Annotated in this window: 16 protein-coding genes; 5 read left to right on the top strand and 11 right to left on the bottom strand. The window is 51.0% G+C overall.

All coding sequences use genetic code 11. The features are described from left to right. The first annotated feature begins 586 nt into the window (after positions 1 to 586). From LBJ36_04725 to LBJ36_04710, 4 genes are all read left to right on the top strand, one after another. On the top strand, positions 587 to 1,624 hold the full coding sequence (locus LBJ36_04725) for a LacI family DNA-binding transcriptional regulator (GenBank protein MDR1378336.1): 1,038 nt from the start codon (positions 587 to 589) through the stop codon (positions 1,622 to 1,624). Between the two features lie 569 nt (positions 1,625 to 2,193). Further along, a complete protein-coding gene (locus LBJ36_04720) occupies positions 2,194 to 5,517 on the top strand; it encodes an Ig-like domain-containing protein (GenBank protein ID MDR1378335.1) in 3,324 nt (1,107 codons plus the stop codon). A gap of 190 nt (positions 5,518 to 5,707) precedes the next feature. Then, positions 5,708 to 7,126, top strand: a complete 1,419-nt coding sequence (locus LBJ36_04715) for a hypothetical protein (GenBank protein ID MDR1378334.1) — start codon at positions 5,708 to 5,710, stop codon at positions 7,124 to 7,126. After that, positions 7,113 to 8,636 carry an altronate dehydratase family protein gene (locus tag LBJ36_04710; protein MDR1378333.1) on the top strand — a complete coding sequence of 508 codons (1,524 nt, stop codon included), beginning with the start codon at positions 7,113 to 7,115 and terminating at the stop codon, positions 8,634 to 8,636. Before LBJ36_04715 ends, LBJ36_04710 begins: the two co-directional genes overlap by 14 nt. 192 nt (positions 8,637 to 8,828) lie before the next feature. Here the strand turns inward: LBJ36_04710 and LBJ36_04705 are convergent, their stop codons facing one another. From LBJ36_04705 to LBJ36_04680, 6 genes are all read right to left on the bottom strand, one after another. After that, on the bottom strand, positions 8,829 to 9,647 hold the full coding sequence (locus LBJ36_04705) for an NAD(P)-binding domain-containing protein (GenBank protein MDR1378332.1): 819 nt from the start codon (positions 9,645 to 9,647) through the stop codon (positions 8,829 to 8,831). A gap of 285 nt (positions 9,648 to 9,932) precedes the next feature. Further along, a complete protein-coding gene (locus LBJ36_04700) occupies positions 9,933 to 10,184 on the bottom strand; it encodes a type II toxin-antitoxin system YafQ family toxin (GenBank protein ID MDR1378331.1) in 252 nt (83 codons plus the stop codon). Beyond that, positions 10,153 to 10,464: a hypothetical protein gene (locus LBJ36_04695; GenBank protein MDR1378330.1), complete on the bottom strand. Its 312-nt coding sequence runs from the start codon at positions 10,462 to 10,464 to the stop codon at positions 10,153 to 10,155. Before LBJ36_04695 ends, LBJ36_04700 begins: the two co-directional genes overlap by 32 nt. A gap of 103 nt (positions 10,465 to 10,567) precedes the next feature. Then, positions 10,568 to 11,614, bottom strand: coding sequence for a 23S rRNA (guanosine(2251)-2'-O)-methyltransferase RlmB (rlmB, locus tag LBJ36_04690; GenBank protein ID MDR1378329.1), 1,047 nt, complete (start codon positions 11,612 to 11,614; stop codon positions 10,568 to 10,570). Between the two features lie 42 nt (positions 11,615 to 11,656). Beyond that, a complete protein-coding gene (gene uvrA / locus LBJ36_04685; GenBank protein MDR1378328.1) occupies positions 11,657 to 14,557 on the bottom strand; it encodes an excinuclease ABC subunit UvrA in 2,901 nt (966 codons plus the stop codon). A 238-nt stretch (positions 14,558 to 14,795) separates the two neighbouring features. Further along, the gene (locus tag LBJ36_04680) at positions 14,796 to 14,939 is read right to left on the bottom strand and encodes a hypothetical protein (GenBank protein MDR1378327.1); all 144 of its coding nucleotides are present in this window, start codon (positions 14,937 to 14,939) and stop codon (positions 14,796 to 14,798) included. A 576-nt stretch (positions 14,940 to 15,515) separates the two neighbouring features. Here LBJ36_04680 and LBJ36_04675 point away from each other — a divergent pair. Then, positions 15,516 to 16,607, top strand: coding sequence for a class I fructose-bisphosphate aldolase (locus LBJ36_04675; GenBank protein MDR1378326.1), 1,092 nt, complete (start codon positions 15,516 to 15,518; stop codon positions 16,605 to 16,607). Between the two features lie 161 nt (positions 16,608 to 16,768). Here the strand turns inward: LBJ36_04675 and LBJ36_04670 are convergent, their stop codons facing one another. The 5 genes from LBJ36_04670 to LBJ36_04650 form a co-directional block, all read right to left on the bottom strand. Next, positions 16,769 to 18,709, bottom strand: coding sequence for a response regulator (locus tag LBJ36_04670; protein MDR1378325.1), 1,941 nt, complete (start codon positions 18,707 to 18,709; stop codon positions 16,769 to 16,771). A gap of 7 nt (positions 18,710 to 18,716) precedes the next feature. Next, positions 18,717 to 19,997, bottom strand: a complete 1,281-nt coding sequence (locus LBJ36_04665) for an FIST C-terminal domain-containing protein (protein MDR1378324.1) — start codon at positions 19,995 to 19,997, stop codon at positions 18,717 to 18,719. A gap of 519 nt (positions 19,998 to 20,516) precedes the next feature. Then, positions 20,517 to 20,951, bottom strand: a complete 435-nt coding sequence (locus LBJ36_04660) for a hypothetical protein (protein ID MDR1378323.1) — start codon at positions 20,949 to 20,951, stop codon at positions 20,517 to 20,519. A 539-nt stretch (positions 20,952 to 21,490) separates the two neighbouring features. Further along, complete coding sequence (locus tag LBJ36_04655; protein ID MDR1378322.1) at positions 21,491 to 21,934, bottom strand: hypothetical protein; 444 nt, start codon at positions 21,932 to 21,934, stop codon at positions 21,491 to 21,493. Between the two features lie 514 nt (positions 21,935 to 22,448). Next, on the bottom strand, positions 22,449 to 23,078 hold a 630-nt coding region (locus LBJ36_04650), incomplete at its 5' end, for a PDZ domain-containing protein (protein ID MDR1378321.1).

Here is a 23,078-nt window from a genome sequence, read left to right as displayed (position 1 = left end):
CTCGGACCTTGCGGAGTTCTTGTCGAACGATAAAGAAATTATTGCCTTGCAAAGCGAACTGGGGGAGCTTAATTGAGGTGTTTTCTGATGTACGTTCACGGCGGCTCGTATAATCACGGTGCGGAAGCAACGCATTTGCTTTACTCAAACGAGGTTTGGGATAGACCGCTTCAAACGAGACTTGGGATCGATCACTTCAATGCCCATGTTTTTTCTTATTTTTCTTAGGTGGTGGTCCTATTTCTTGGAACTATTATACCTTCATAACCTGAGTCTCTTTTCTGCTGAGAAAATGAGATTTTGAGGAAATGAGATTTTATAGAAGGACATTTTTTCATATGGAAAATCTTGGCACTACTTATTACAACAAACTTTTATTTGCACTTTTGCAAGATTTATCACAACCCTCGCCCGCCGTCCAGGTTGCATTTACTTTTGCAATCGACAAGTAAATGCTGTTGCCCTGCATCGAGGCAGATTCAAAATTGACAAACATTCTTATGAAGTGGTATAATGTCTTCAAATTAGTTAAACGTTTACCTAATAATAGTGATGCAATCTTGAATAGGTGAAAGTTGACGGCGTTATGGCGAAACGAGCGACTTTACGCGATGTGGCAATAAAGGCTGGAGTGTCGGCGGTGACGGTCCACAAGGTGCTTTACGACAAAGAAGGCGTGGGGGCTGAAACAAGAAAAAAAATTCTTGCCATAGCTCAGAATATGGATTATTCGGTCAACGAAGCGGCGTCATCGCTCAAACGCAAAGCCCTTCACGTTGCCGTCGTATTACAGAGCATGTCAAACCCTCAAAATTTTTTCTTTCGCAAAATGTGGGATGGAATAGGGATAGCCGAGCAGAAATTGAACGATTATCGAGTCCAGGTAACCCGTTTAGAGTGCGGTGACGAATGGGAGAGTCAAGAGCGAATCCTTTATGATATCGCCAGACACAGGGATGAAGACGGAGTGATACTCCATTGTTGGGACGAAACCCGGCTCAATGCTGTTATCGATTATCTTTCCGAAAGGGGGGTACCGGTCGTGACCGTCAATTCCGACGCTATCGGGTCGAAACGCGTGGCGTTCGTATCCGCGCCAAACGGGCGCATCGGCAGGCTCGCGGCGGAGATGATGGGCAGGTTGCTTTCGAGCGGGGGTAGGGTTCTGGTGGCAGGCGGACACGAAATGGCCGAAAATGCCAGAGACAATCGATGCGGTTTTCAGTCGTACCTGAAGATGTGCCGCCCTAAAATCTCCTTGACCGAGCTTTACAACTTTGGCGACCAGGAAGAATTCCTCGCGAGGCTCGTTTCATCTATAAAAAATTTGCCGGATGTGAGCGGACTCTATGCCATTACGGCACGCGATACGTACAGCGTGTGCACCGCGATAAGGGATCTTGGAATGTCGGGGAGGATAAAGGTCATCGGCAGCGACGCATTCGCGGAATTGAGTCCATTTTTCGACGACGACACTCTGCACGCTTCCATCTGGAAAGACCCGGAATCTCAGGCTGAACAGGCGATGATCCTGCTGTATCAATACCTCTCCAACCGCCCAATGTCCGTCGGGCGCATCAAGACGGGCATTATAATGAAGAATAATTTAGAAGATTATCTTTGACATACTCCCACGACTAAAGTTGTGGGAGTCTAAGATCGACAAAGACAGCCGACTGAAACCGGTCTTACGTCTTTTCCTGTAAGCAAGCGATAAATAAAAGTATCATTAATTCGATCTGCGGAAATTTAATTTACTTAAAAGAGAGTGGAGTGCGACTTTTGTCGTAGTCAACAGGTGTATTTTGCGCAATTTGCGAGGGGGGAATGTATGGGCGCATAGACTATTTATAATTATAAGGCTCAGGCAGTGGATCATTTGTTGCGTGGATTATTTGTTGCGTGGATCATTTATTGTGTGGACGCTAAGAGGGGGAATCATAGCAGGAGAAGGGAGCGAGGAATCGAGAAAAAGTAATACTATTGACCTTAAAATATGGGGATTAAAATATGGGGATGTACTTGAGCCTGAACAATTTTTAAGGAGGAAGGCAAATAATGAGAAGACGAATATTGCTGGCATTGACAGTTATTTCAGTTTTAATGATAAGTGCGTCAATTGTTTTTGCTGCTGAAGACCCTTATTGGCCCCAGTCGAAGTATGACGAAATCGAAAAAACTGTTATGGACAACGTGCCGCAGGTACTTGACACCGATGAAAATTACGTTTTCAAGACCGTCAAAGGGACCTTTACCTATTCTGTCAAGATCACGGATCCCAAGTTCGCGACCTACCTGAGAAAATCTAAAGAGCAATACTACGTTGGGCGTGCTGAGGATCCCAAACAGGCGGTCAGAGAGACTCAGGACGTGGACGATTACACCAACGTCTTCAAGGCCGCCATGGAGGACATCAAGCAGCACGGAGGTGGGACCGTTGTGGTGCCGCCTGGGTCTTACGTGACGGGAGCCATTCATTTCGCGGCTGACAACACACGACTCCACCTGGACGATGGGGCGGAGATCAAGTTTATCAGGACCAAGACCTACCAGTTCTATCCCATGACGAAGACCCGCTTTGAGGGCATGGACCTCATGGGTTTCTCTCCGCTGATCTACGCCTATGAACTCGAGAACATCGCGATCACGGGCGCGGGTAACGGGGAAGCGAGTAACGGGGAAATGGGACCGATCTCGACGTTGAACGGGCAAGGAGACAGCTACAATTGGCTTCCGTGGAAAACTGCCGGAACTTCGTTCTGGGACGGAACCACGACCAATACGATTCCGATGCAACAGGGCAATAATGAAGTCTACAAAACCACTACTTTGGACGGCGCGAGCATGACGGCTCGTGACAAACTGATCGAACAGGTGGCGAGATGGACCCCCATCGAGGAGAGGACCTATGCCGACTTGACACCCGGAAACGCCGACCCTATCCTGAGACCGGTCAACACGCTGAGACCCAGCTTCATTGAACCTTATCGCTGTAAGAATGTATTGATCTCCGATTTTTACCTCATCAATTCGCCTATGTGGGAAATCCATCCACTTCTGAGCGAAAATGTGTTGGTTAAGGGCACTCACATCAATTCCCATCTGGGAAATAACGACGGCTGTAACCCCGAATCCAGCCAAAATGTCATCATTGAGGAGAATATTTTTAACACAGGTGACGACTGCATCGCCATCAAATCAGGACGTAACAACGACGGTTATACTCCGTGGAACAAGCCGACAGTTGGAGTTATCGTTCGTAACAACGAAATGAGGGATGGTCACGGAGCTGTGACCGCCGGTTCGGAGATGTCGGGCGGTATCCAGTACGTTTTCGCTCACGACAACATCTTCAATTCCACAGCACTGCAACAAGGGCTTCGTATTAAGACAAACTCCGTGAGGGGCGGCTATCTGAAAGATGTTTACATGAAGGATTCCGAAGTCAAGGCTCTGCAATATCCTATCCACAGCGAACTCTACTACGAGGAAAACGACGCCGGGACAAGGACTCCAATCATCGAAAACATCTATATCTCGAACTACAGGACGGCAGAGGGTGCAAAGGCCAACAATTTATTTGTTTACGCCAGGCACTATGGTTACACTCCTATCAAAAACGTCAACATCAGAGATTGTAACTTCGATTTTACAAACGCCGACTTGGGAATAACCGCAGCCTTGAATAATATCATCTGCGGTACGGACATCAATTTCGAAAACGTCACCGTCAATGGAAATCTTTACACATCGCCGGAGCGGAGCGTGGAGATTGTCAAACTCGAAGTGGGCGACGTCGAGATCACAGGCGACTTGCAGCTTGCTGACATTACCGGAACTCAAGTGATTTATGCCACGGTCTTCGCGTCAAAAGATCTGACCGGGACGATTCCGAGCACCAATAACGCAGCTTATCAATCCTACTATCAATCCTATTTGAGCACAGAGTCGAGCCTTGGTACGTTGGTGAATTTTACCGCGGACGGTGTAGTGACGCCCCTAGGGAACAATTTGTACAAGGTCAGGGTATCCCGTGATGGCGGAGTGGATTTAACTAATGCGACGCGGCTCGAGGTCGTGGTGAGGAACGCGCTTTTCACAGAAGATCAGGACTTCAAGTTTTTCTCCTTCCATCCGCAGGTCGCGAGCGCGGTCATTAATCCGACAGATCTCCGGAACGGGAAAGGGCAGCTCATCATAAACTTTGACAGGGAAATGAACCCTATTGCCATTGGCAAAGTTACCCTTTCCGGTGGAGCAAAGGCCCAATACCCAGAATGGGGTGAGGGTAACAAATCGATAATCTACCAGCTTGAGGGAATAGGTTACGGCGAGACTTACGCGCTCAGCGTGGGAGAGTTTAAGAGTATTAAAGAAGTCTCCTCCGGTACGGGCAATATTTTAAGTTATTATAACAGCGACCTCATTGTTCCTGACGCCACCCCCATCACTGGCCTGAAACTCAGCGATGACAGCAGAACGCTCGATGTTTACGCAGGTGAATCTTTTGTTCTCACTCCAACAGTGGAGCCGGACACAGCGACGGAACCGATCAGTTTTGCATTCAGATCGAGCAACCCGACGGTAGCCGGCGTTGACGAAGAGGGGACGGTTCTGGCGAGGTCTGTCGGCAAAGCGGTCATCACCGTCAGTGCAAGTAACCCGGCAGGTAGCATCGAGGCGGAGTGCGTCGTGACGGTACTCGACGCGCGAGGTGACGTGAATTCGGTAGAACTGACCAATTTAGCGATCACTATTAAGGGAACGGACCATCTTGCAGTCCTGCAGAACGATGGTTCGTATTTGGTCGGTGTCCCCTATGGGACCGATCTTAGATCGTTGATCGTCAATTTCTCTCTGCCTCATCCCGACGCGACCGTGACGCCGGAACCAAGGACTCTCCAAGACTTTAGTGAAGGTCGTGTCGTCTTTTACATGATAACATCGGCTGATGGAACGAAGACGGGTATGATTGCCTTGAGGGCACAGAGTCTTGACCCCACTCCCCCAATTTCAGTCACAGAAGCGGAGACAGACCACGAATCGGCAAATATCACAGTCTCTCAGTCTTCGGATGTAATGACAGTGAAATTCCCGGGTAACGGTTTAGACCCTGGTGAAAGCGTCTTTTTCTGGTTCTACCTTCAAGAACCTGCCCAAGGAAGCAACGCGACCTTTGCCGTTCAAGTAAATGACGCGATATTCACCTCCGCGGAGGCCCCAGAGGACACCTCGAAAGACTTCGCCATCACCCTTAACGCGAAGAACATCGATGGAGAAGGCACGACCCTTCCTGAGGGAAGCTACATTATAATTTATGAAGGACAGATGTCCAAAAAATCCGGCTTCACAGATTACACGCAGACGACGCTGGGAGTCAGGGATGACGATGTTAACAGCAGTAGCAGCAGCGGCGGTGGCTGTAACACGGGCGCGGCGTTCCTGGTACTGGCTGCGGCCGAAGCTGCGTTCTGGATCGGCAAAAACGGTAACAAAAACGGTAAAAAGAAGAACTGATCGCGGAACGCTCCGCGAGACAAAGAGACAAAGAAAGCCGGGGAAATTCCTGTTTCTCCGGCTTCTTGGGAAAATGGTAAGGTTGCTGAAGACCTATCGCCCAATTTCGCTTTTTGTGCCGAGGATGTTGCTTGGCAGAATGTAAATGTGGAATGTAAATGCAGAATGTAAATAAGGAGCGCGTCACCTTGTGAGAACATTCTTGAACGAAAATTTCCTGTTGCCCAACGAGGCGGCGGAGCGACTCTATAACGAGTACGTAAAAGACATGTCGATATTCGACGGGAAAAGCGAAAAATGTGAGGGCGAGATTATGAAACCAGTGAAGATACTTCAGTTTGGCGGAGGAAATTTTCTTCGTTGCTTTTTCGACTGGATGTTGCAGCGCGTATCCGACACGACCGGCATCGAGTACGAGGTGACTTTGGCTCAGCTCACCCCAGGCGAGCCCGTATTCGATATTGCCGCGGCGAAGGAGTATCACGTGCTGTTGCGCGGATACGAGGGTACCCAATACGTCGAGACTTTGGACGCCGTTCGGGTGATCAAGAACGCGGTGAGCCCGCTGGAAAAACCAGCTGAGTACATCGAAGCCGGTTGCGAGGACATTTCCTTGATTCTCTCCAACAGCACGGAGGCAGGGATTTTCTTCGACCCGGCCGCGACGCACAACTATTCATCCGCGACGCACAACTATCCATCGAGGCTGGCGATGCTGCTGGAATATCGCGCGCGCAAGCATTTGCCTCCCGTCATGATCATGGCAATGGAGTTGAACGACCGCAGCGGCGACCTTCTCAAAAAGACCCTCCTCCAGTATGGGCAGTCTTTCGCTTACGGAATGGAATTTTTCAACTACATCGAAAGCTGCTCATTTTACAACACTCTCGTCGACCGCATCGTTCCGGGGTATCCCGCCGACGCCGCGGATCGCGTTTTCGAGAAGATTGGCCATCAGGACCAATGGCTCACGAGCGGAGAGCTTTTTCACCTGTTCGTCATCGAGGGCGATAGAAAAATTCTCGACGTCATTCCCTTTGACCAGGCGGGGCTCAATGTCATCGTAACGGACGATAAATTAGATTTTTATCACGGCCGGAAGGTCAGGATTTTGAACGGCGCCCATACCGCTTCCGTACCCGTTGCGCTTTTGAATGGCATTGAGAACGTGGACGTCTTCGCGTCTCATCCGGAATACTCGGCTTGGCTCTCCGAGATGACGCATAAGGAAATCTGCCGCGCCATGGACGACTCGACGGAAACTCACGCTTACGCCGACGACGTTCTGGCTCGCTTCAAAAACCCAGCTCTGGGGCACAGCTTTCGCTCAATCGCGCTGAATTCCGTGGCTAAGGTCAACGCCCGAATGCGGCCCACTTTGGTTGACTATTTTAGTAAAGAGGGTTGCTTGCCGCCGCTTATGACCGAGGCCATTGGGAAGATGTGTGAACTGTACGGAGGAAGCGGAGTCGTGGAGCTTCCCGGCGGGGCACTGGAGTTGAAGGATTTTTCGCAGATTCACGGCCTATCTCTGTCCGAGCGGCTGGAGAGCTTTTTTCCCGGCCTGTCCGCGGAGATCCAGAGGGCGCTGCTGCATGAACTCTCCTGAAGCGAATATTCAATCGGACATCGGCGTCATTCTCCTGAATGATGCCGATAATATTGTGGTCCTTACTTGTCAGGGCCGACGGGGCCAAACGGCGTTTATCGAAGGGCAGAGGCTCACCTTGCGTCAAGATATCCCCGGTGGGCACAAAGCGGCACGCGTCCTTATTCCGAAAGGGGAACGAATTGTAAAATATGGACATCCTATTGGCACGGCGACGCGCGACATCGCACCGGGCGAGCACGTGCATGAACACAACGTTGGGACACGCCTAGGGGAAGGCGACGCGGATCTGACCGTCTGGGATTCCCGTAATCAGCCACGTTGCGGCGTGACACGTCTCCAGGTCCCTCTGATCGCCGGGACTTTCGCCGGATACCGGAGGGACCCCGGACGCCCAGGAGTGCGTAACGACTTGTGGGTTATTCCAACGGTCGGTTGCGTCAATGGGGAGCTTCGCGCCCTGGTTCAGGAGTGGAGCCCTAAAAAGCCCGCATGGATCGATGACGTGAAAGTTCTAGAGCATCCCTTCGGATGTTCCCAGCTTGGCGGAGACCTGACGATGACAGCAGACCTCTTGGCCGGGCTCGCGCGGCACCCCAATGCCGCGGGCGTCCTTCTGGCGGGACTGGGGTGCGAGAACCTCCAGATTCCGATGCTGATTGAGCGGGTCGGTCCGGAGCCCCGTCTTCGTGTAATAAGGCTTCAGGATGGGGAGGGAGATTTCGCGCCCCTGCTAGACGAGCTGGCCGATGCCGCTCCTCGATACCGCGAGCCTTTTCCGGCGTCGGAACTCTGTATCGGCGTCAAGTGCGGCGGCAGTGACGGCTACAGTGGGCTGACCGCCAATCCCCTTTTGGGACGTTTTGCTGAGCACCTTGTCGCGTCGGGTGGGACGGTCCTGGCGACGGAGATTCCGGAGATGTTCGGGGCAGAGGACGTGATCGCCGCTCGCGTCGTGGATAGAACCGCGCATGATGACTTTATCGCGCTGGATCGGTGGTTTCGAGAATATTTTATTCGTCATGGACAACCCGTTTACGAAAACCCATCGCCGGGTAACCGCGAAGGAGGCATCACGACCCTCGAAGAAAAATCTCTTGGGGCTGTAGAGAAATCAGGAAACGCGCCCGTCACACAGGTGCTGAGGTATGGGCAATCTGCCCTTTCGGGAGGTGGGGTACAGATCGTCTTTGCGCCAGGCAACGATATCGTGTCCTGCACGTCGCTGGCGGCCTCCGGGGCTCAGATGATCCTCTTCACGACGGGACGCGGAACGCCCTTTGGAACCGTCGTCCCGACGATCAAAGTCTCAACCAACAGCGAGCTGGCCGCAAAGCATCCGAATTGGATCGATTTCGACGCGGGAAGGCTTTTGACCGGTCAGACGTGGGAAGCCGCGACGGAGAGCTTGACCGGTCTAATATTACGTGTCGCGGGAGGTGAACGTGCCGCCCACGAGCGCAAAGGCATCGGCGAGATCGCGATCTTCAAAGACGGCGTGACTCTATAGAGCTGTCGCGACTCCGAACGTCCGCAAGGTTTTGAGAATCACCAGAGAGTGTGTTCAAGCTCGCTACATCCGGTTGGTGGTAAATACAATTAATACAACTAAGAGATATTCACCTGGGAGAGGTCAGGCGGTTGTTTTTGGGTTGTTTTTGGGTGGTTTGATGAGAGGCTGTACTCTCATGCCCAAGCAGAGTTACGTCAGCGACGCGGCGATTTTCTCCTCCAAGAGCTTGCCTTTTTCCGCCGTCAGCAAGACAGCCTTCATGAGCGCAGCCCGTGCCCCCGCCCGCTCGATTTCGTAGATGCCCTCAATAGTCATGCCGCCGGGAGTGCAGACGTCATCTCGTAATTCCGCCGGATGCTTCTCCACCTCCGCCGACAGACGGGCGGCCCCCAGCATGGCGCTCATAGCTCCTTTATAGGCCAAGTCCTTGGGAAGCCCAGCGTGGATGCCTCCCATAGCTGCGGCTTCCATTAAAGACATGAAAAATGCGGGAGCCGCGCCGGTCAGCGCAGTCAGAGCGTTCAAGTTCCTTTCCTCTGATTCCTCCACGGGCCCCAGCAGGCCGAATGTTCCCTTCAACCAGGTCATGTCGTCGTGTGTGGTGGCCTTCGACCTGGCGACACCAGTAAAAGCGCAATTGATCGCCGCGCAGATGTTTGTCATCGCACGAGCCCATCGGGCCTCGGGTACGGCATCCACCAGCATATCCAGAGACACCACAGCGGCCAAGGATACGCAGAGCTTCCCCTTTAAAAAAAGTGCCTGTTCTTTGACGACTCCTAATGTCAGATGAGGCTTCAAGGCGAACATCACCACCTCGCCCTCTTGGACGGCTCTAGCGTTGTCCGAGGTCAACTCTACCCCGTCCGCCTTCACTCGGTCCAGCCGTTCAGGGTGCGCGTCCGAGGCCAGCACTCTGTACCCTGCCTTCGACAGTCCCCTGGCCACCGCTCCACCCAAAGCCCCCGCTCCCACGATGGAGATACGCGTTTCTTTTATGTTTGTCACAAGTCAGACCTTCTTTCTTCTATAATTTTACGAATTTCGACGCCAGCGCCAGAAAGACCTCATGCCGCGGGCGCACAAGCACGCGGTCAAATTCTCCGTTCTAAACTTTGCCGATTGATCGAGAAAAAGCATCCGCAAGCCCCATATTCGTAAACATTTCTTCGGTTGTTGCAGCCATCTTTATCCCTCCACTTAGGAACACACTTCAAATAGCCAGAGTTTCTTGACGAGATCGATCTGCTTCCCTTTGAGCCGCCGCTTTTTTACCTTCAACTTTGTAATAATTCACCCGCTCCTCAAGAGTAGCGTCTCGTAATATTTCATAATGCCATTCTCTTTAGGTCTGACGTGACATTCATTGTGATTGATCCAATTACCAGTCAACGCATGATCGTGATATTGGGTAGGTAATGTGGCGTCCTCGACAAGCATTCTTATCACGTCCGGCAAGTCGTTTACTAAAGCCCATGTATATTTGCCGCCGCTTATTTTTTGCACGTCTCTTTTATAAGCGTGAGTTTCGGTAACGAAGCGCATCACATTCGGCCTTTATCTCTTCTAACGTAACGGGTTCTACGATGCCTTGTTCCGCTTCTCTCATCGCCGCCATAGTTTCGGCGTTCGGCGTTGTCCCGTACTTCGCTTCCAGAACCGCAATCTCAGTCTCAATTTCGTCAAATGTCATGCTTTGATAGCGGCGTTCTTCTTCTTCAGCCTCACGTTCCAGTTCTTCTTCTTCTTCTTCTTCGCGTACACGTTCAATATAGCCTCTGATTCGCAGTATCGCTTTATCGGATAAATGCTCAATGGTATGCATCGGTATGCATCAGGTCCGCTCTGTCAGATTGCGTGACATTGACTCCGTGAGTTGCCATGATTAACGCCTCGCCTCTTTTTTTTCCCCTTTCTTTTTTTCCTTCTTAGGACTGCCTTCGGCTCCACTCGAACATGCCCAGGGCTGCGGCGACGCTGGCGTTCAAGGACCCTACTCCGCCCCGGATGGGAATACGGAGCAGTTGGTCGCACTTTTCCCCCACCAACCGAGAGAGGCCCTCTCCCTCCGCGCCGATCACGAAAGCCGTCCGCGCCGACAAATCGGCCTCATCCCAGAGGGAGGACTGTGCCTCGTTCTCCAAGCCCACCGTCCAAAACCCGGCTGCCTTCAACTGTTCGACACTGCGCGCGATGTTGACCACCGGAATCATGGGAACGCGCATGGCGGCACCGGCGCTGACCTTCATCACCGTACCCCCCGGCAGGGCGGAACGACGCTTGGGATACAAGACCGCTGCCGCGCCCACGGCCTCCGCGGATCGCACCACAGCACCCAGGTTGTGTGGATCCTCAATGTGATCCAACACCACGATCAGAGCAGGCTTGTCCTTGGAGAGCCCCTCCAGGAATGGCTCCAGCTCCAGCAGTTTTGCCTCCGTAACGCGACAGGCCACGCCCTGATGTCGCACTCCAGGACACAGGCCGTCCAGCGCTTCTGGGGCCGCCATTTGGTAGACGACCTTGCCCGCTCGGGCGGCATCTGTCAGCTCGTCCAAAAAGGGAGGGCGCACGTTGTTGGCGATCACGATCTTCATGCAGCGGCCCGGCACGGTCTTCACCAGGTCCAGAACCGGCTGACGCCCCCAGCAGATGTCGTCCGCGGGCTCACGAGGCGGAACGTCACGAAGCGGAACGCCCTCTCGCCACGGCTTCGAAGCCGCGGGTTTTCTTTGCCCCGTGGCCCCTGCAAACTTAGCCCCTGTGGGTGCAGCCCCCGTAGGCTTAGCCCATCTCGTGGGGTTAGTCTTCGCGGGTCTGGACCCCGCGGGCTTCGAATCACTTCGCTTCGAATCACTTCTATCGGCACTTTGACCGGCGTTTTTTCCCATCGGCTTGCCTTTGCCTCCGGTTTTTCCGGATCCACTGCTCTCGTATCTGTTTCTATCTCTGCTACCTTTATCTTTATTTCCCATCGGCCTTCATCCCTCAATTTTTAGCTTTTTTTTAGCTTTTTTTTAGCTTTTTATCTTTTTTCGCTTGCCACGGGATTCCCGCAGGCCCAGCTCTTCAAGATATTCTTTCAGATACTTTGAAGTATACCCCTTTTCCGCGGCCACCACCTTTTCTGGAGTGCCCTCGGCCACCACGTAGCCACCTCCCTCGCCTCCCTCTGGCCCTAGGTCCACGATATAGTCGGCAGACAGAAGCACATCCAGATTATGTTCGATGAACACCACTGTGTTGCCCTGATCGACGATGCGATGGACGATTTTCAGTAATTTACGCACGTCCGTGTAGTAAAGCCCCGTGGTGGGCTCGTCCAACAGATAAAGAGTTTTGCCCCCGAAACGTTTGGCCAGTTCCTTCGAGAGCTTCACCCTTTGGGCTTCGCCCCCCGACAGAGTCAGTGCCGATTGGCCGAGACGAATATACCCCAGCCCCGCGTCCTGGATCAGGCGCAGTTTCGACGCGATCCTCGGAATGTCCGCGAAAAAATCCACGGCGTTGTCCACAGTCATCGCCAGTACGTCCGCGATGGATTTGTCCTTGAAACGAACCTCCAATGTTTCGTGATTGTAGCGCGTCCCGCCACAGACTTCACAGTCCACGTAAATGTCCGGCAGAAAAAGCATCGACACCCTAACCGACCCCGCGCCACCACATGCCTCGCAGCGGCCCCCCTTGACGTTGAAGCTGAAGCGCCCCGGCTTGTAGCCCCGAATTTTGGCCTCCGTCAGCTCGGTGAAAAACTCCCGGATCAGGGAAAACACCCCGGTGTAGGTGGCGGGGTTAGAGCGCGGCGTGCGCCCGATGGGGCTTTGATCCACCAGAACCACGTTCTCGAAGTCCTCTCCACCCACGATCTTCTCGTGTTGGCCGGGTCGCTCGCGAAAATCTCGGTCTAGCATACGCTTCATACCCTTGTAGAGCACGTCGTAAACAAAACTGCTTTTGCCTGATCCAGAGACGCCGCAAATACACGTAAAAACCCCCTTGGGGAGCTTAACGTCGATTTTTTTCAGGTTGTGGTGCTCGGCTTCCTTCACGGTAAACCATCCGCCGGGCTCTCGACGATTTTTTTTTGCCGCCGTTTTGTTGCTAAGGACGTTTCCCAGGGACGCGTCCTTTGAGGAAAGAACAATCCCCGTGACCTCTCCCCGCAGGTAGGGCCCCGTCAATCCGTCGGTGGCCAGAACGTCCTCGTAGCTTCCGTGATAGAGGATCTCTCCTCCCATCTCTCCTGCGGCGGGCCCCATTTCGATTAAGGCGTCGGCGGCCTTCATGGTTTCGCGGTCATGTTCCACCACCACCACTGTGTTGCCCAGATCACGAATAGACTCCAGAGTTTTGACCAGGCGCTCCGTGTCCCTGGAGTGCAGGCCGATGGTGGGCTCATCAAGAACGTAGAGCACGCCGCTGAGCTTCGATCCGATCTGGGTGGCCAGCCTGATTCTCTGGCTCTCGCCTCCCGACAAGGTGTCCGCTCTCCGTAGCAGAGTTAAATATCCCACGCCCACGTTCACCAGAAAATCCAAGCGCTTTTGGATTTCCAGCATCACTTGTTCCACGACGCGCATATGGGTTGTGCCCAACTCGAAATTTTTCGCGACTCGGGCCAAATCGTCTATGGGCATCATGAGCAGTTCCCCTATCCCATAGCCCCCCACCTTGACGGTCAGGGCCTCCGCCCTCAGCCTCAGGCCGTTGCAGGTCGCGCAGATATCCTCCACCCGGTAAGGCGACAATTCATCGATCACCGCTTCGGACTCCGTGTCGTTCCAACGAGCCTCCAACCAGTGGATGAACCCCTCGTAGCGCCCCATGTAGGGACGGTCCACCCCGTGTTCCGTGAAAATCATCGGGACCCGGTCGTCGTTGCCGTAGAGGATAAAATCTTTGACCTTCTGGGGCAGTTCCCCATACTTGGGAGAAAGATCCCATCCGTATTTTTTTGCGAAAAGCGCGATCTTTGAGAGAAAGTAGGGCTTGGTTTTCCAGGGCAGAATCGCGCCCTCCTCCAAAGTGCGGTCTGGGTCGATGGAAAGCTCCTCCGAAAAATGTTCATGGCTGCCCAATCCTCCACAGTCCGGGCACGCTCCGAAGGGATTATTGAAGGAAAACAATCGCGGCTCGATCTCCGGCATGGAGATATCGCAGTCGGCGCAGGCGTAGTTTTCCGTCAGCATGTACTCCTTTTCGTTTTCGGGGACAATCAGCACAAAACCGCCCGAAAGTTTCAGTGACGCCTCAATGGACTCCGTGACGCGGCTTCTCCGGTCCTCAGCCACCTTCAGGCGGTCCACGACGACCTCAATGCTGTGCCGCTTCTTCTTGTCCAGATCAATCTCTTCTTCCAGCCACAGAATGGAGCCGTCTACCCGAACCCGCGTGTACCCCTTTTCTCGGGTCTGAGCGAATAGGTTCTTAAACTCTCCTTTTTTACCCCGCACCAGGGGAGAGAGTATCTCCACTCGTTTGCCCAGGTCGTTTTGAAAGATCAAGGCCACGATTTCATCGATGGAGTGACGGAGAACGGGCTTTCCGCACTTGGGGCAGTAGGGGATCCCCACACGCCCGTAAAGCAAGCGCAGGTAGTCGTAGATCTCCGTCACGGTCCCCACGATGGAGCGAGGATTGTGCCCCGTGCCCTTCTGCTCAATGGAAATGGCGGGGGACAGTCCTGAAATATCGTCCACGTCGGGTTTCTTCTGCACACCGAGGAACTGCCTCGCGTAGGCGGAAAGGGACTCCACGTAACGGCGTTGTCCCTCGGCGTAGAGGGTGTCAAAGGCCAGGGATGATTTTCCAGATCCCGATGGGCCGGTGATGACCACCAGCTTCCCCCTGGGGATGTCCACGTTCACGTCCTTGAGGTTGTGCTCTCTGGCGCCTTTGATGCTGATGTACTCGGTCAAGATTAAAACTACTCCTTTCCTTTCACGCGCCGCCGAGACTCGCGCGTCGCGCGGGAACGATTGAATGATATAAAGATTATACGTTCGGCGTAAGTTGGGCTACGCTCGTTGTAAAGTCGATAAACAGCTTGACGCCGTATCCAATTATCACAGCGCCACATATGATATTTATCCAACGGATAATCTTTGGCGTGAACCTGTGCCGAAAGATACGCAAAATGGCGGTTATGCCCATAAATCACAAAAGGGACGCAAACATTACGCCTATGGTAAAATGCCATCCTTTATCCGAAGGAAGGGTCGCGCGAAAAGCCCCGAGCAACATCGTGCCGTCGATAATGGCTTGAGGGTTCAGCCATGTTACCACACAAGCGTTCGATATTATTTTGGCAAGCTGAAAGAACTTCTTCCCTTCCCTGCAAATCCTTCCTGGTTTATTATACGGGACGCTAGCACACTCGCCTGAAATGAGCTAAAATGAAATAAGCTAAAAATAATGAAATGAGCTAAAATAAAAAAAACGCGAGCGTCGTTTTTTAGTGTGTATTTTTAAGGAGAGCAACGTAAATTTTTTCGAAAAATTAATTTATAGAAAGAAGGTGAAACCTGCTACTGTAAAATTTGCTAACCTAGATAAACAGCGTATTAAAGTCCAGAAAACCGACTGCGGACTTGATTGTGTAAGAAAAAACTATATCAACAAAATAGTCTCTGCGCTGGTGAGGGCCAAGCCAGCCTATATCACAATCGAGAATCTTAAGTATTGTAAATACTATAGTGTAAACACTATAAAGGTAGTGTAACGCTATGTACCGTGGACTACACGGGAATTTAAGTCTTTGGACTTCCGCGCAAACTTGAGTAGCTTTGGCGAAAGAGGGAAGGATAAAGAAGGAATAAAGAAGGAAAAATCTGGACTATTACATATTTGTGTAGGTTTTCAGTAGCAGGCGTCGATATGTCGAAGGACACGGATAAGGCGGACAAGAAAGACGGGATGGAAAAGATCGAAAAACTTTTGGGCAAAGACGCTAAAAGTTTGTTGGAACACAAGTGCAAAACGGTGAGCGCGGAGTCGTTGAACCTGCCGGGGCCCGACTTCATTGACCGCGTCTGGTCGGCCTCGGATCGCCCTATCCCTGTGTTGCGGTCCCTGGCGGCTCTTTATGGACACGGGCGACTGGCGAGGACGGGATACATCTCAATTCTCCCCGTCGACCAAGGCGTCGAGCACTCGGCGGGAGCGTCCTTCAGCCCTAACCCCATTTACTTCGACCCCGAAAATATCGTTAAGTTGGGGATTGAGGCTGGGTGCAGCGGTATCGCCAGCACGCTTGGCGTGTTGGGCATGGTGGCGCGCAAGTACGCTCACAAAATCCCCTTCATTCTCAAGCTCAACCACAACGAACTGCTCTCCTACCCAGAAAAACACGACCAGGTGTTTTTCGCCTCCGTGAGTCAGGCTTGGGATATGGGAGCGGTCGCCGTGGGGGCTACGATCTACTTCGGCAGCGACGAGTCCACCCGCCAGATCCAGGAGGTCTCCCGGGCGTTCAAACAAGCTCACCAACTGGGCATGGCGACGATCCTCTGGTGTTATCTACGCAACTCCGCGTTCAAAACCAAGGAAAAAGACTATCACGTCTCCGCTGACCTGACGGGGCAGGGCAATCACCTGGGCGTCACTATTGAGGCCGACATCATCAAACAAAAACTTCCGGAGAACAATGGAGGCTATACGGCCCTCAATTTCGGGAAAACGTCTCCTGAGGTTTACGCCAAGCTGACATCGGAGCATCCCATTGACCTGACTCGTTACCAGGTTCTTTCCTGCTACTCAGGGCGAGCGGGGCTCATCAACTCGGGCGGGGCGTCGGGCGGCGAGACCGACTTGGCTGAGGCGGTGAAAACCGCTGTTATCAACAAGCGTGCCGGAGGCATGGGGTTGATCCTTGGTCGCAAGGCTTTTCAGCGTTCCATGAAAGACGGGGTCCAGATCATCAACGCCGTACAGGATGTCTATCTGAACAAAGACATCACCATCGCCTGAGTCTTAAAAAAGCGACACAGGGGCGAGCGCTTCGAAACGCCCGCCTCTCAATCTTCTCTGCTGTCTTGAATTGCTTCTGAATTACTTTCGAATTGCTTTCGCATTACTTTCGAATTGCTTCTGAATTACTTCTGAATTACTTCCGAATTGCTTTCAAGATCTTAAATTCCATTTTTTGGGCGTTTATCCCACTGTTTTAAGGATTCAAAAAGCTGGTCAGGATCTATAGGTTTGGTCAAGTGGTCGTTCATCCCACTGAGTAGACTCTCCTCTCGGTCCTCGGCCAAAGCGTGGGCGGTCAGGGCCAGGATCGGTAGATCCGCGTACTTGGGGTTGGCCCGAATATGAGATGTGGCCGTCAGCCCGTCCATTTTGGGCATTTGAATGTCCATTAAAATAATATCGTATTCGTTGTCTTTCAGCGTTTCTAACGCATCCAGACCGTTTTCCGCGGTGCTCACCACAACCCCCATGTCCGATAGAAGCTCGGTGGCGATCATCCGATTAATCTCGTTGTCTTCCACTAGAAGGACACGCATCCCGCACAGATCGTCGAGGCCGGGTACATCTTCCACAAGCGGAAAAAGTTCGCCCGCGTTTTTTCTCTTGACCTCGCCTTCTTTGGGCTCGCTCTGCTCCCCTTCTTCCGGCAGGCCGCAGAAGACGAAAAAGGAGAACTTGCTGCCTTTACCAATCCAGCTTTCGCATTGGATCTCTCCCCCCATCATTTCCACCAAGCTCCAGCTGATGGCGAGCCCCAGGCCCAATCCGCCGTACTTGCGCGTGGTCGAGGCGTCGGCCTGAGTGAAGGGCGAGAAGAGGTATTCCGTTTGTTCTTTGTCCATGCCGATGCCCGTGTCCTCCACCTCGAACAGAAGCTGAGTTCTGCTGGGGAGCGAGGTGCGGCTGAAAACATGGATGTTGATTTTTCCGGTGACGGTGAACTTCACGGCGTTGTTGCCCAAGTTCAACAGTACCTGTTCCAGGCGCAAGGCGTCGCCCAGCAATGAATCCGGGACGTCGGGAGCGATGTGAACGTTCAGGGTTAGTGATTTAGCCTTAGCCTGTTCTTCGATCATCTCCTGCACGTTGCGCATCAGGTCCCGGAGAGAAAACTTCGAAATCTCCAGCTTCATTCGTCCCGTATCGATTTGGGAAAATTCCAGAATGTCGTCGATGACATGCAACAGGATATCGGCGGAGTGAGCGGCCTGGTCTACGTATTTTCGCGCTTTGTCGTCCAGCTTCGCTGTGGCCAGAAGGTGGGTCATTCCTAGAATGGCATTCATGGGGGTGCGGATTTCGTGGCTGACGTTCGCCAGGAACTCGCTTTTAGCTCTGGCGTTTTTCTCCGCCAAATCCCAGGCCTGACGCAACTTCTCCTCCGTTTTGAGCATTTCGGCCAACATAGCCTTTTCCGCCTCGACCAGACGTTGTTCGGTGAGTACCGCCACCAAGTGGGCACTGACGGTCTGCACCGTCTCCACGTCGTGCAGCCCAAGCCGAGGGAAAAACGGAAGCTGTTCTTGCATCCTGCCCGTGATCAAAATCGCCGCCGCCTCGTTGTGGAGGAACAGCGGGGAGGAAATCAGGTACGGCAGCTCCAGGGCCTTCCTCAAGGACGCCAATCTTTGGAGGGAGTCGGCCCCGGTGACCAACACTGGGAGATCAGGATTTAGAAGTTCCGCGTCCACTCGGATGGTCTGGGCCGCGATGGTTTTTTCCCTATCCGTCGGGTAGCCTTGCAGTACCTCGACTTCAAATTCTTCAGATTTTTCTCCAAACATTTCTTCGGGGTTTCTTTTGGCGGGCAAAAGAACCACCGTGCGCTCCATGTTGAGGGCGGCGTTGATCCTCCGGGCAACGGAGGCAAAAACACTTTCATAATTCATGTCATGCCTTGAAGTTACCGCCAGCTCTGCCAGTAGGGTAAATCCTCGCCTTTTTTGTTCGAGTTCATGGCGGATGGCGATGGACTGGGAGTCCAAGGACAAAATTTTGGCCGCGTTTCGCTCGGCGATGCCGCGCAAGTAACGAAGTTCTTGAAGAACTTCACCCTTCGGCAATCCCTCCAACGAGGAATAATCGTCTGGACTTCTCATCCCGCCCTCAGCACGGCACGCTGAACAGGCTGAACACGCCTGTCCAGTCTAGTCCCCTGGGACATCCGTTCACGGAGGCAATCTCTACTCCGCTGTAAATACCTAAAATGGGCGCGCGACCGGCGACGGTTTTTTGAACCATCACGGCGTCCTCCATGTCGATCCCCCCATAGCCGGCGGCGCGTCCCGCGCAGTCTATGTACAACGCCAGAACCGGTCTTCGGTTTTCCAGTCCATTTTTCAGTCCACCGAAAAGATCTTCTATCCTCGGTCTCATGTAGTCCAGGTCGAGGTTACGGTACATGATCTGAAACTCCGTCCCCTCCACCATGTCCGGCTCGAACATGACGATGCCCTCCCGCTCCTTGTCGATGTCGAGGCACAGGCGGCTGGCGTAGTTGTTCTCGTCGAACTCACCCCATTTCTTTCCCTTGTTGACCCCCAGAATCAAGAAAAATGGATAATCCTTCGGTGGCGTTGCGGGGCCTAGCAGTCCGTCGAGGAAGCGCAGCGCCGGCTGTCCGTCGATTTCGAGGATCGTCTGGTGGTCGGCTTTCGTGACCGTATAATAGGGAGTCGCCGGACGGCAGCCGTGCATGATGACAGTGTCAACGCGTATGTCTCCGGAAAAAACCAAGGCTAAGGCGTGGTGTTCGCCCACATTTTTCCCCAGCCACTGCCGGGTGGCGGTGCAGGCATAGTCCCCCATCAATCCGGCTCCCGTTAGTTCGGGAAGAAAGCCCAAGGCTCGATTCATACCGGCCAGCAGGTAGGTGGCCATGAGCATACGCATACCGCCTCCCGTGCGGTCGATAGCGTCATAGAAGAGCAATACGGGGGATTTCTCCGAGACTCCGATCTTCGCTAGCTGTCGACCCAACTGCCAACCTGTCTCTTCCTCGCTTTCCAGAAGACCGCCTTGGATGTGGACATTATACCGCGAGCTTCCCAGCCAGAAACACCCCATTATTACCTGGTCGCCAGCGTAGCCAAAGCGGTCGTTGGTGATGGCACCCACGGCTCCGCCTCCCAGAATGAGAGCGGAAGGTCCTACAATAGAGGCTACCACGTCGCACAAAATTTGAGCGTCGTGTCGCGCCGTGGCAAACAGCAGCACCAACTCACAGGGAGTCGTCATCCCCGCCTGGCGCAAAGCGGCTCGAGCGGCGGCGTGTCCCGCAAGAACGGTATCGGGGTCGTCGCTGTAGCCTACGCTCACACATACATTTTCCGCACCTATGTCCGCGTTATCGGACACCGAGGACAACGTTTTCTCAGAAAATGTCATAATTTTCTCCTTCAAAATACATCTGAAATCCATCCTCTTAAAATACTGAGCGTTTTTTACATCTTTGATATTATTTTACATCTGAGCGAAGATGTTGTGTTTCTTTTGGGAGTCGCAAGTCCTATTCCCAAACCAGAGGTCTATCCCAAACAAACCTGTGCTTGTTATGGGCGCGTCGACGTTGTATGGAGGGAAATATGGAGGGAAAAAAGTAATTGATACGGTCAGAGACAATAGTAAAGCGAGTGAGGTAAACGCACAAGTAAATTATGATTATTTCGACCGGTATGTAAAACAGGCTTTTGAAAAACCAACCGTTGGCATACTGTTGTGTAAAGAAAAGAACAACAACGTCGTGCTACTGACTTTGTCCGAAGACGCGAATATTTACGCTGAACGACGCGAGAGCTGAATACACTTCTCGTTTATCACACGTCGGAGCTGTTCCGTCCGCGATAGCGAGAAAAACCTCCATTCGGAAAATTTCTATGCTTCGCGTTTCTAAATTTGGATAATTTACTACATACCGGATTGTAAAAGCACCTTGAGGGAGAAAAAAATAAAAATATAGCAAATATATATAAACTTGTCAGGATCGTCAGGATCGTCAGTCTTCCTGATCGCATCGTCAATCTCCCTGATCGCTTTGATGATCTCCGCCAGGGACGGACTACCAGAAAAGAAGCGATCTAGGCGTAGCCCTATTAATTCTCGATAATAGTCAGGTCCTTTCACATTTACAGCATTTGCAGTTGGTGAGATTATTTTTTCGTGAAATTTCAAAATTAAACATAGAGCGACTAAGGTAAAGATATTAATGCCTGCATATTCCGTAGAGAAATATAATTCCGAAATAATAAAAAAAATTGGTACTACGGCATAATGCGCTACCAAATCAACGAGAACAACGGCAAAATACAATCCCCAAGCAACGAGAAAGGTGGCATAATTCAATCCTCAAGCAATGAGAACGGTAATAAAGTAACATCCAAGAGTTTCTTTCGTGGCTCGTGTTTCTCTTTTTTTTATAATGAATTTAATTTTTGTAACAAATCTAATAATTGTTGCAATACTTATATGAAGTACCTCAAAGATAATAAGGTGCAGACCAAACCCAACCGACGAAAACCAAACCCACATTGAAGCAATTGAAGTAAGTAGATTCTCTAGATAAGGAAAAGAACCTCGGGCAATCATAAATAAAGAGATAGAACCAATGAGGTATAAAATAAGACAAAACCAAACATAACGCCGTCTAATTTTTGTCATTTTCATCTTCCTTTCTTATCCATTTAGCGTTTTCGTGTAGACCTGAGCTATCTTCCCAATCACAAAAAAGAACCCTAGTCGAATATCTTCCTTGGTAAAATAGCGCGGTTCGTACCGAGGATTATTTTTTCTCACCTTCGTAACGCTTACCTATTTGAACAGCCTGGATCGCCTGAGCAATCACGTCACCCGGCGCATCCTGGGGGAAAATCAGACGCGCCGGTTTACCCCCCTGATTCTGCTATTTCGATGCCTCTATCCGCAGAATAAGTTAATATACAAGCAAGGGCAATAACCATAACAAAATTTGCACCGAGCCAGAAAAAAACGCTGTACGCAAAAAAGGAATCGAATATTGTTGGAAAAAATAAGTATATTACGGTACGTTGTAAACATTGCCCAGCTAATAGGATGAAGGACAATAAAAAAAGAATTTCTTTCTTTGTCGTGATTTCCTTTTTTAAAAAAAACCGTATGTAAGAAGCTACACCAGCATAGGGCCCGTATTCTATAAGCACTGTTAGCAAAACTAACAATATTGTAAGTTTTGAATCCAAAATATAATTTGACTGTAAAAGATTACTCTCTATTTCTGCATTAGCTAAAAGTATTATTTGCAACGGGTATATAAGATAAGCAAAAATCAATTTCCATGGAATACGTTTCATTGCGTCATCTCCTTTAGCTATATCTATATTATTTCCCGCTTGTTATGCCTCTTTTGCCTTCTCAAAATCTTCAAGCTACTTTTGGTTACTAGTACCTTGACAAAATTAAATGTAAGGATAAATTTCGCCAGACATATTGTATATTTTATTCTCATAATTTACCTTAAGGTGTATTTTTGAGAACATCTTTATACTAGAATTTAACTTTGTCGAGGTACTAGTACGCCCCAAAATTTTCCTTAATTTATCAAGACTCCAGGCAACAACGAGAAACTCCAATCATACATGTTGCCTTCAAAAAGTAAAAATCGATTACCCCGTTCATCGCTTTTTCCAACAGGGCTGTCAGGGCCGTGCTGGAGGTTCGTTTAGGCAAGGAGAGGGGAAGGTACTGGAAGGCTCCCCCATAAAAGCGACAAAAAATTCAAATTTAGAAGTGGTTTGAATAATATTTAGCCGAATAACAGACCCGGAGGAAGAACACTCCGCTGACGTTGAGAGCGAATAAGACAGATTATAATTGTATTTCTACAACTTTCGTTTCCCCATTGCGCAATAGCGTAGTTGTGAGGATGGCTTTTTGCTGATATCTTAGAACAACATAAGACGCCAGCCGTTCAATATCATGCTCTTTAAGCTCATGGGTATCAATTTTTATCAGAACATCATTTTCCTTGACCCCCGCCAACGCGGACCGTCCTCCGGGAGATACTCTTAAAATTGTAAATCCGCCTTCTTTGGTTTTCTCTGTTGAAGTAATTATTCCTAAATAATCGTCCACAACATCAACGACATTTATCTGTGGTTGTGTTTGTGGAAGAGTATATGAGCTTGTATCGATAGCTTTAACCCCCCACATTGGCATTTCTATGATATAACGGCATTGTTGTGTTTTTGTATTTACTGAGAATTCGCCGAATACCTGGAGCGTATCAAGTACTTGGGAATATATCCCCGTAGTGATATTGTCAGTGACGCTTTTATATAAAGTTATTCCTTTTGCATACATATCTTTTTCTATCTCCTCCCACATACCATCTATACCTTTTTGAGAAATAACAACAGTCATAAACTTTCCCCAATTTTTTGCAGTGTCATTTGCAATATTTTGAAGTTGCTGCTTATTTTTTTCTTTTTCTTTTTG

This window comes from Synergistaceae bacterium (genome assembly GCA_031267575.1).
Lineage (GTDB): Bacteria > Synergistota > Synergistia > Synergistales > Aminobacteriaceae > JAIRYN01.
Note: the sequence above shows the minus strand (reverse complement) of the source record. Positions and strands in the feature narration are given on the sequence as shown.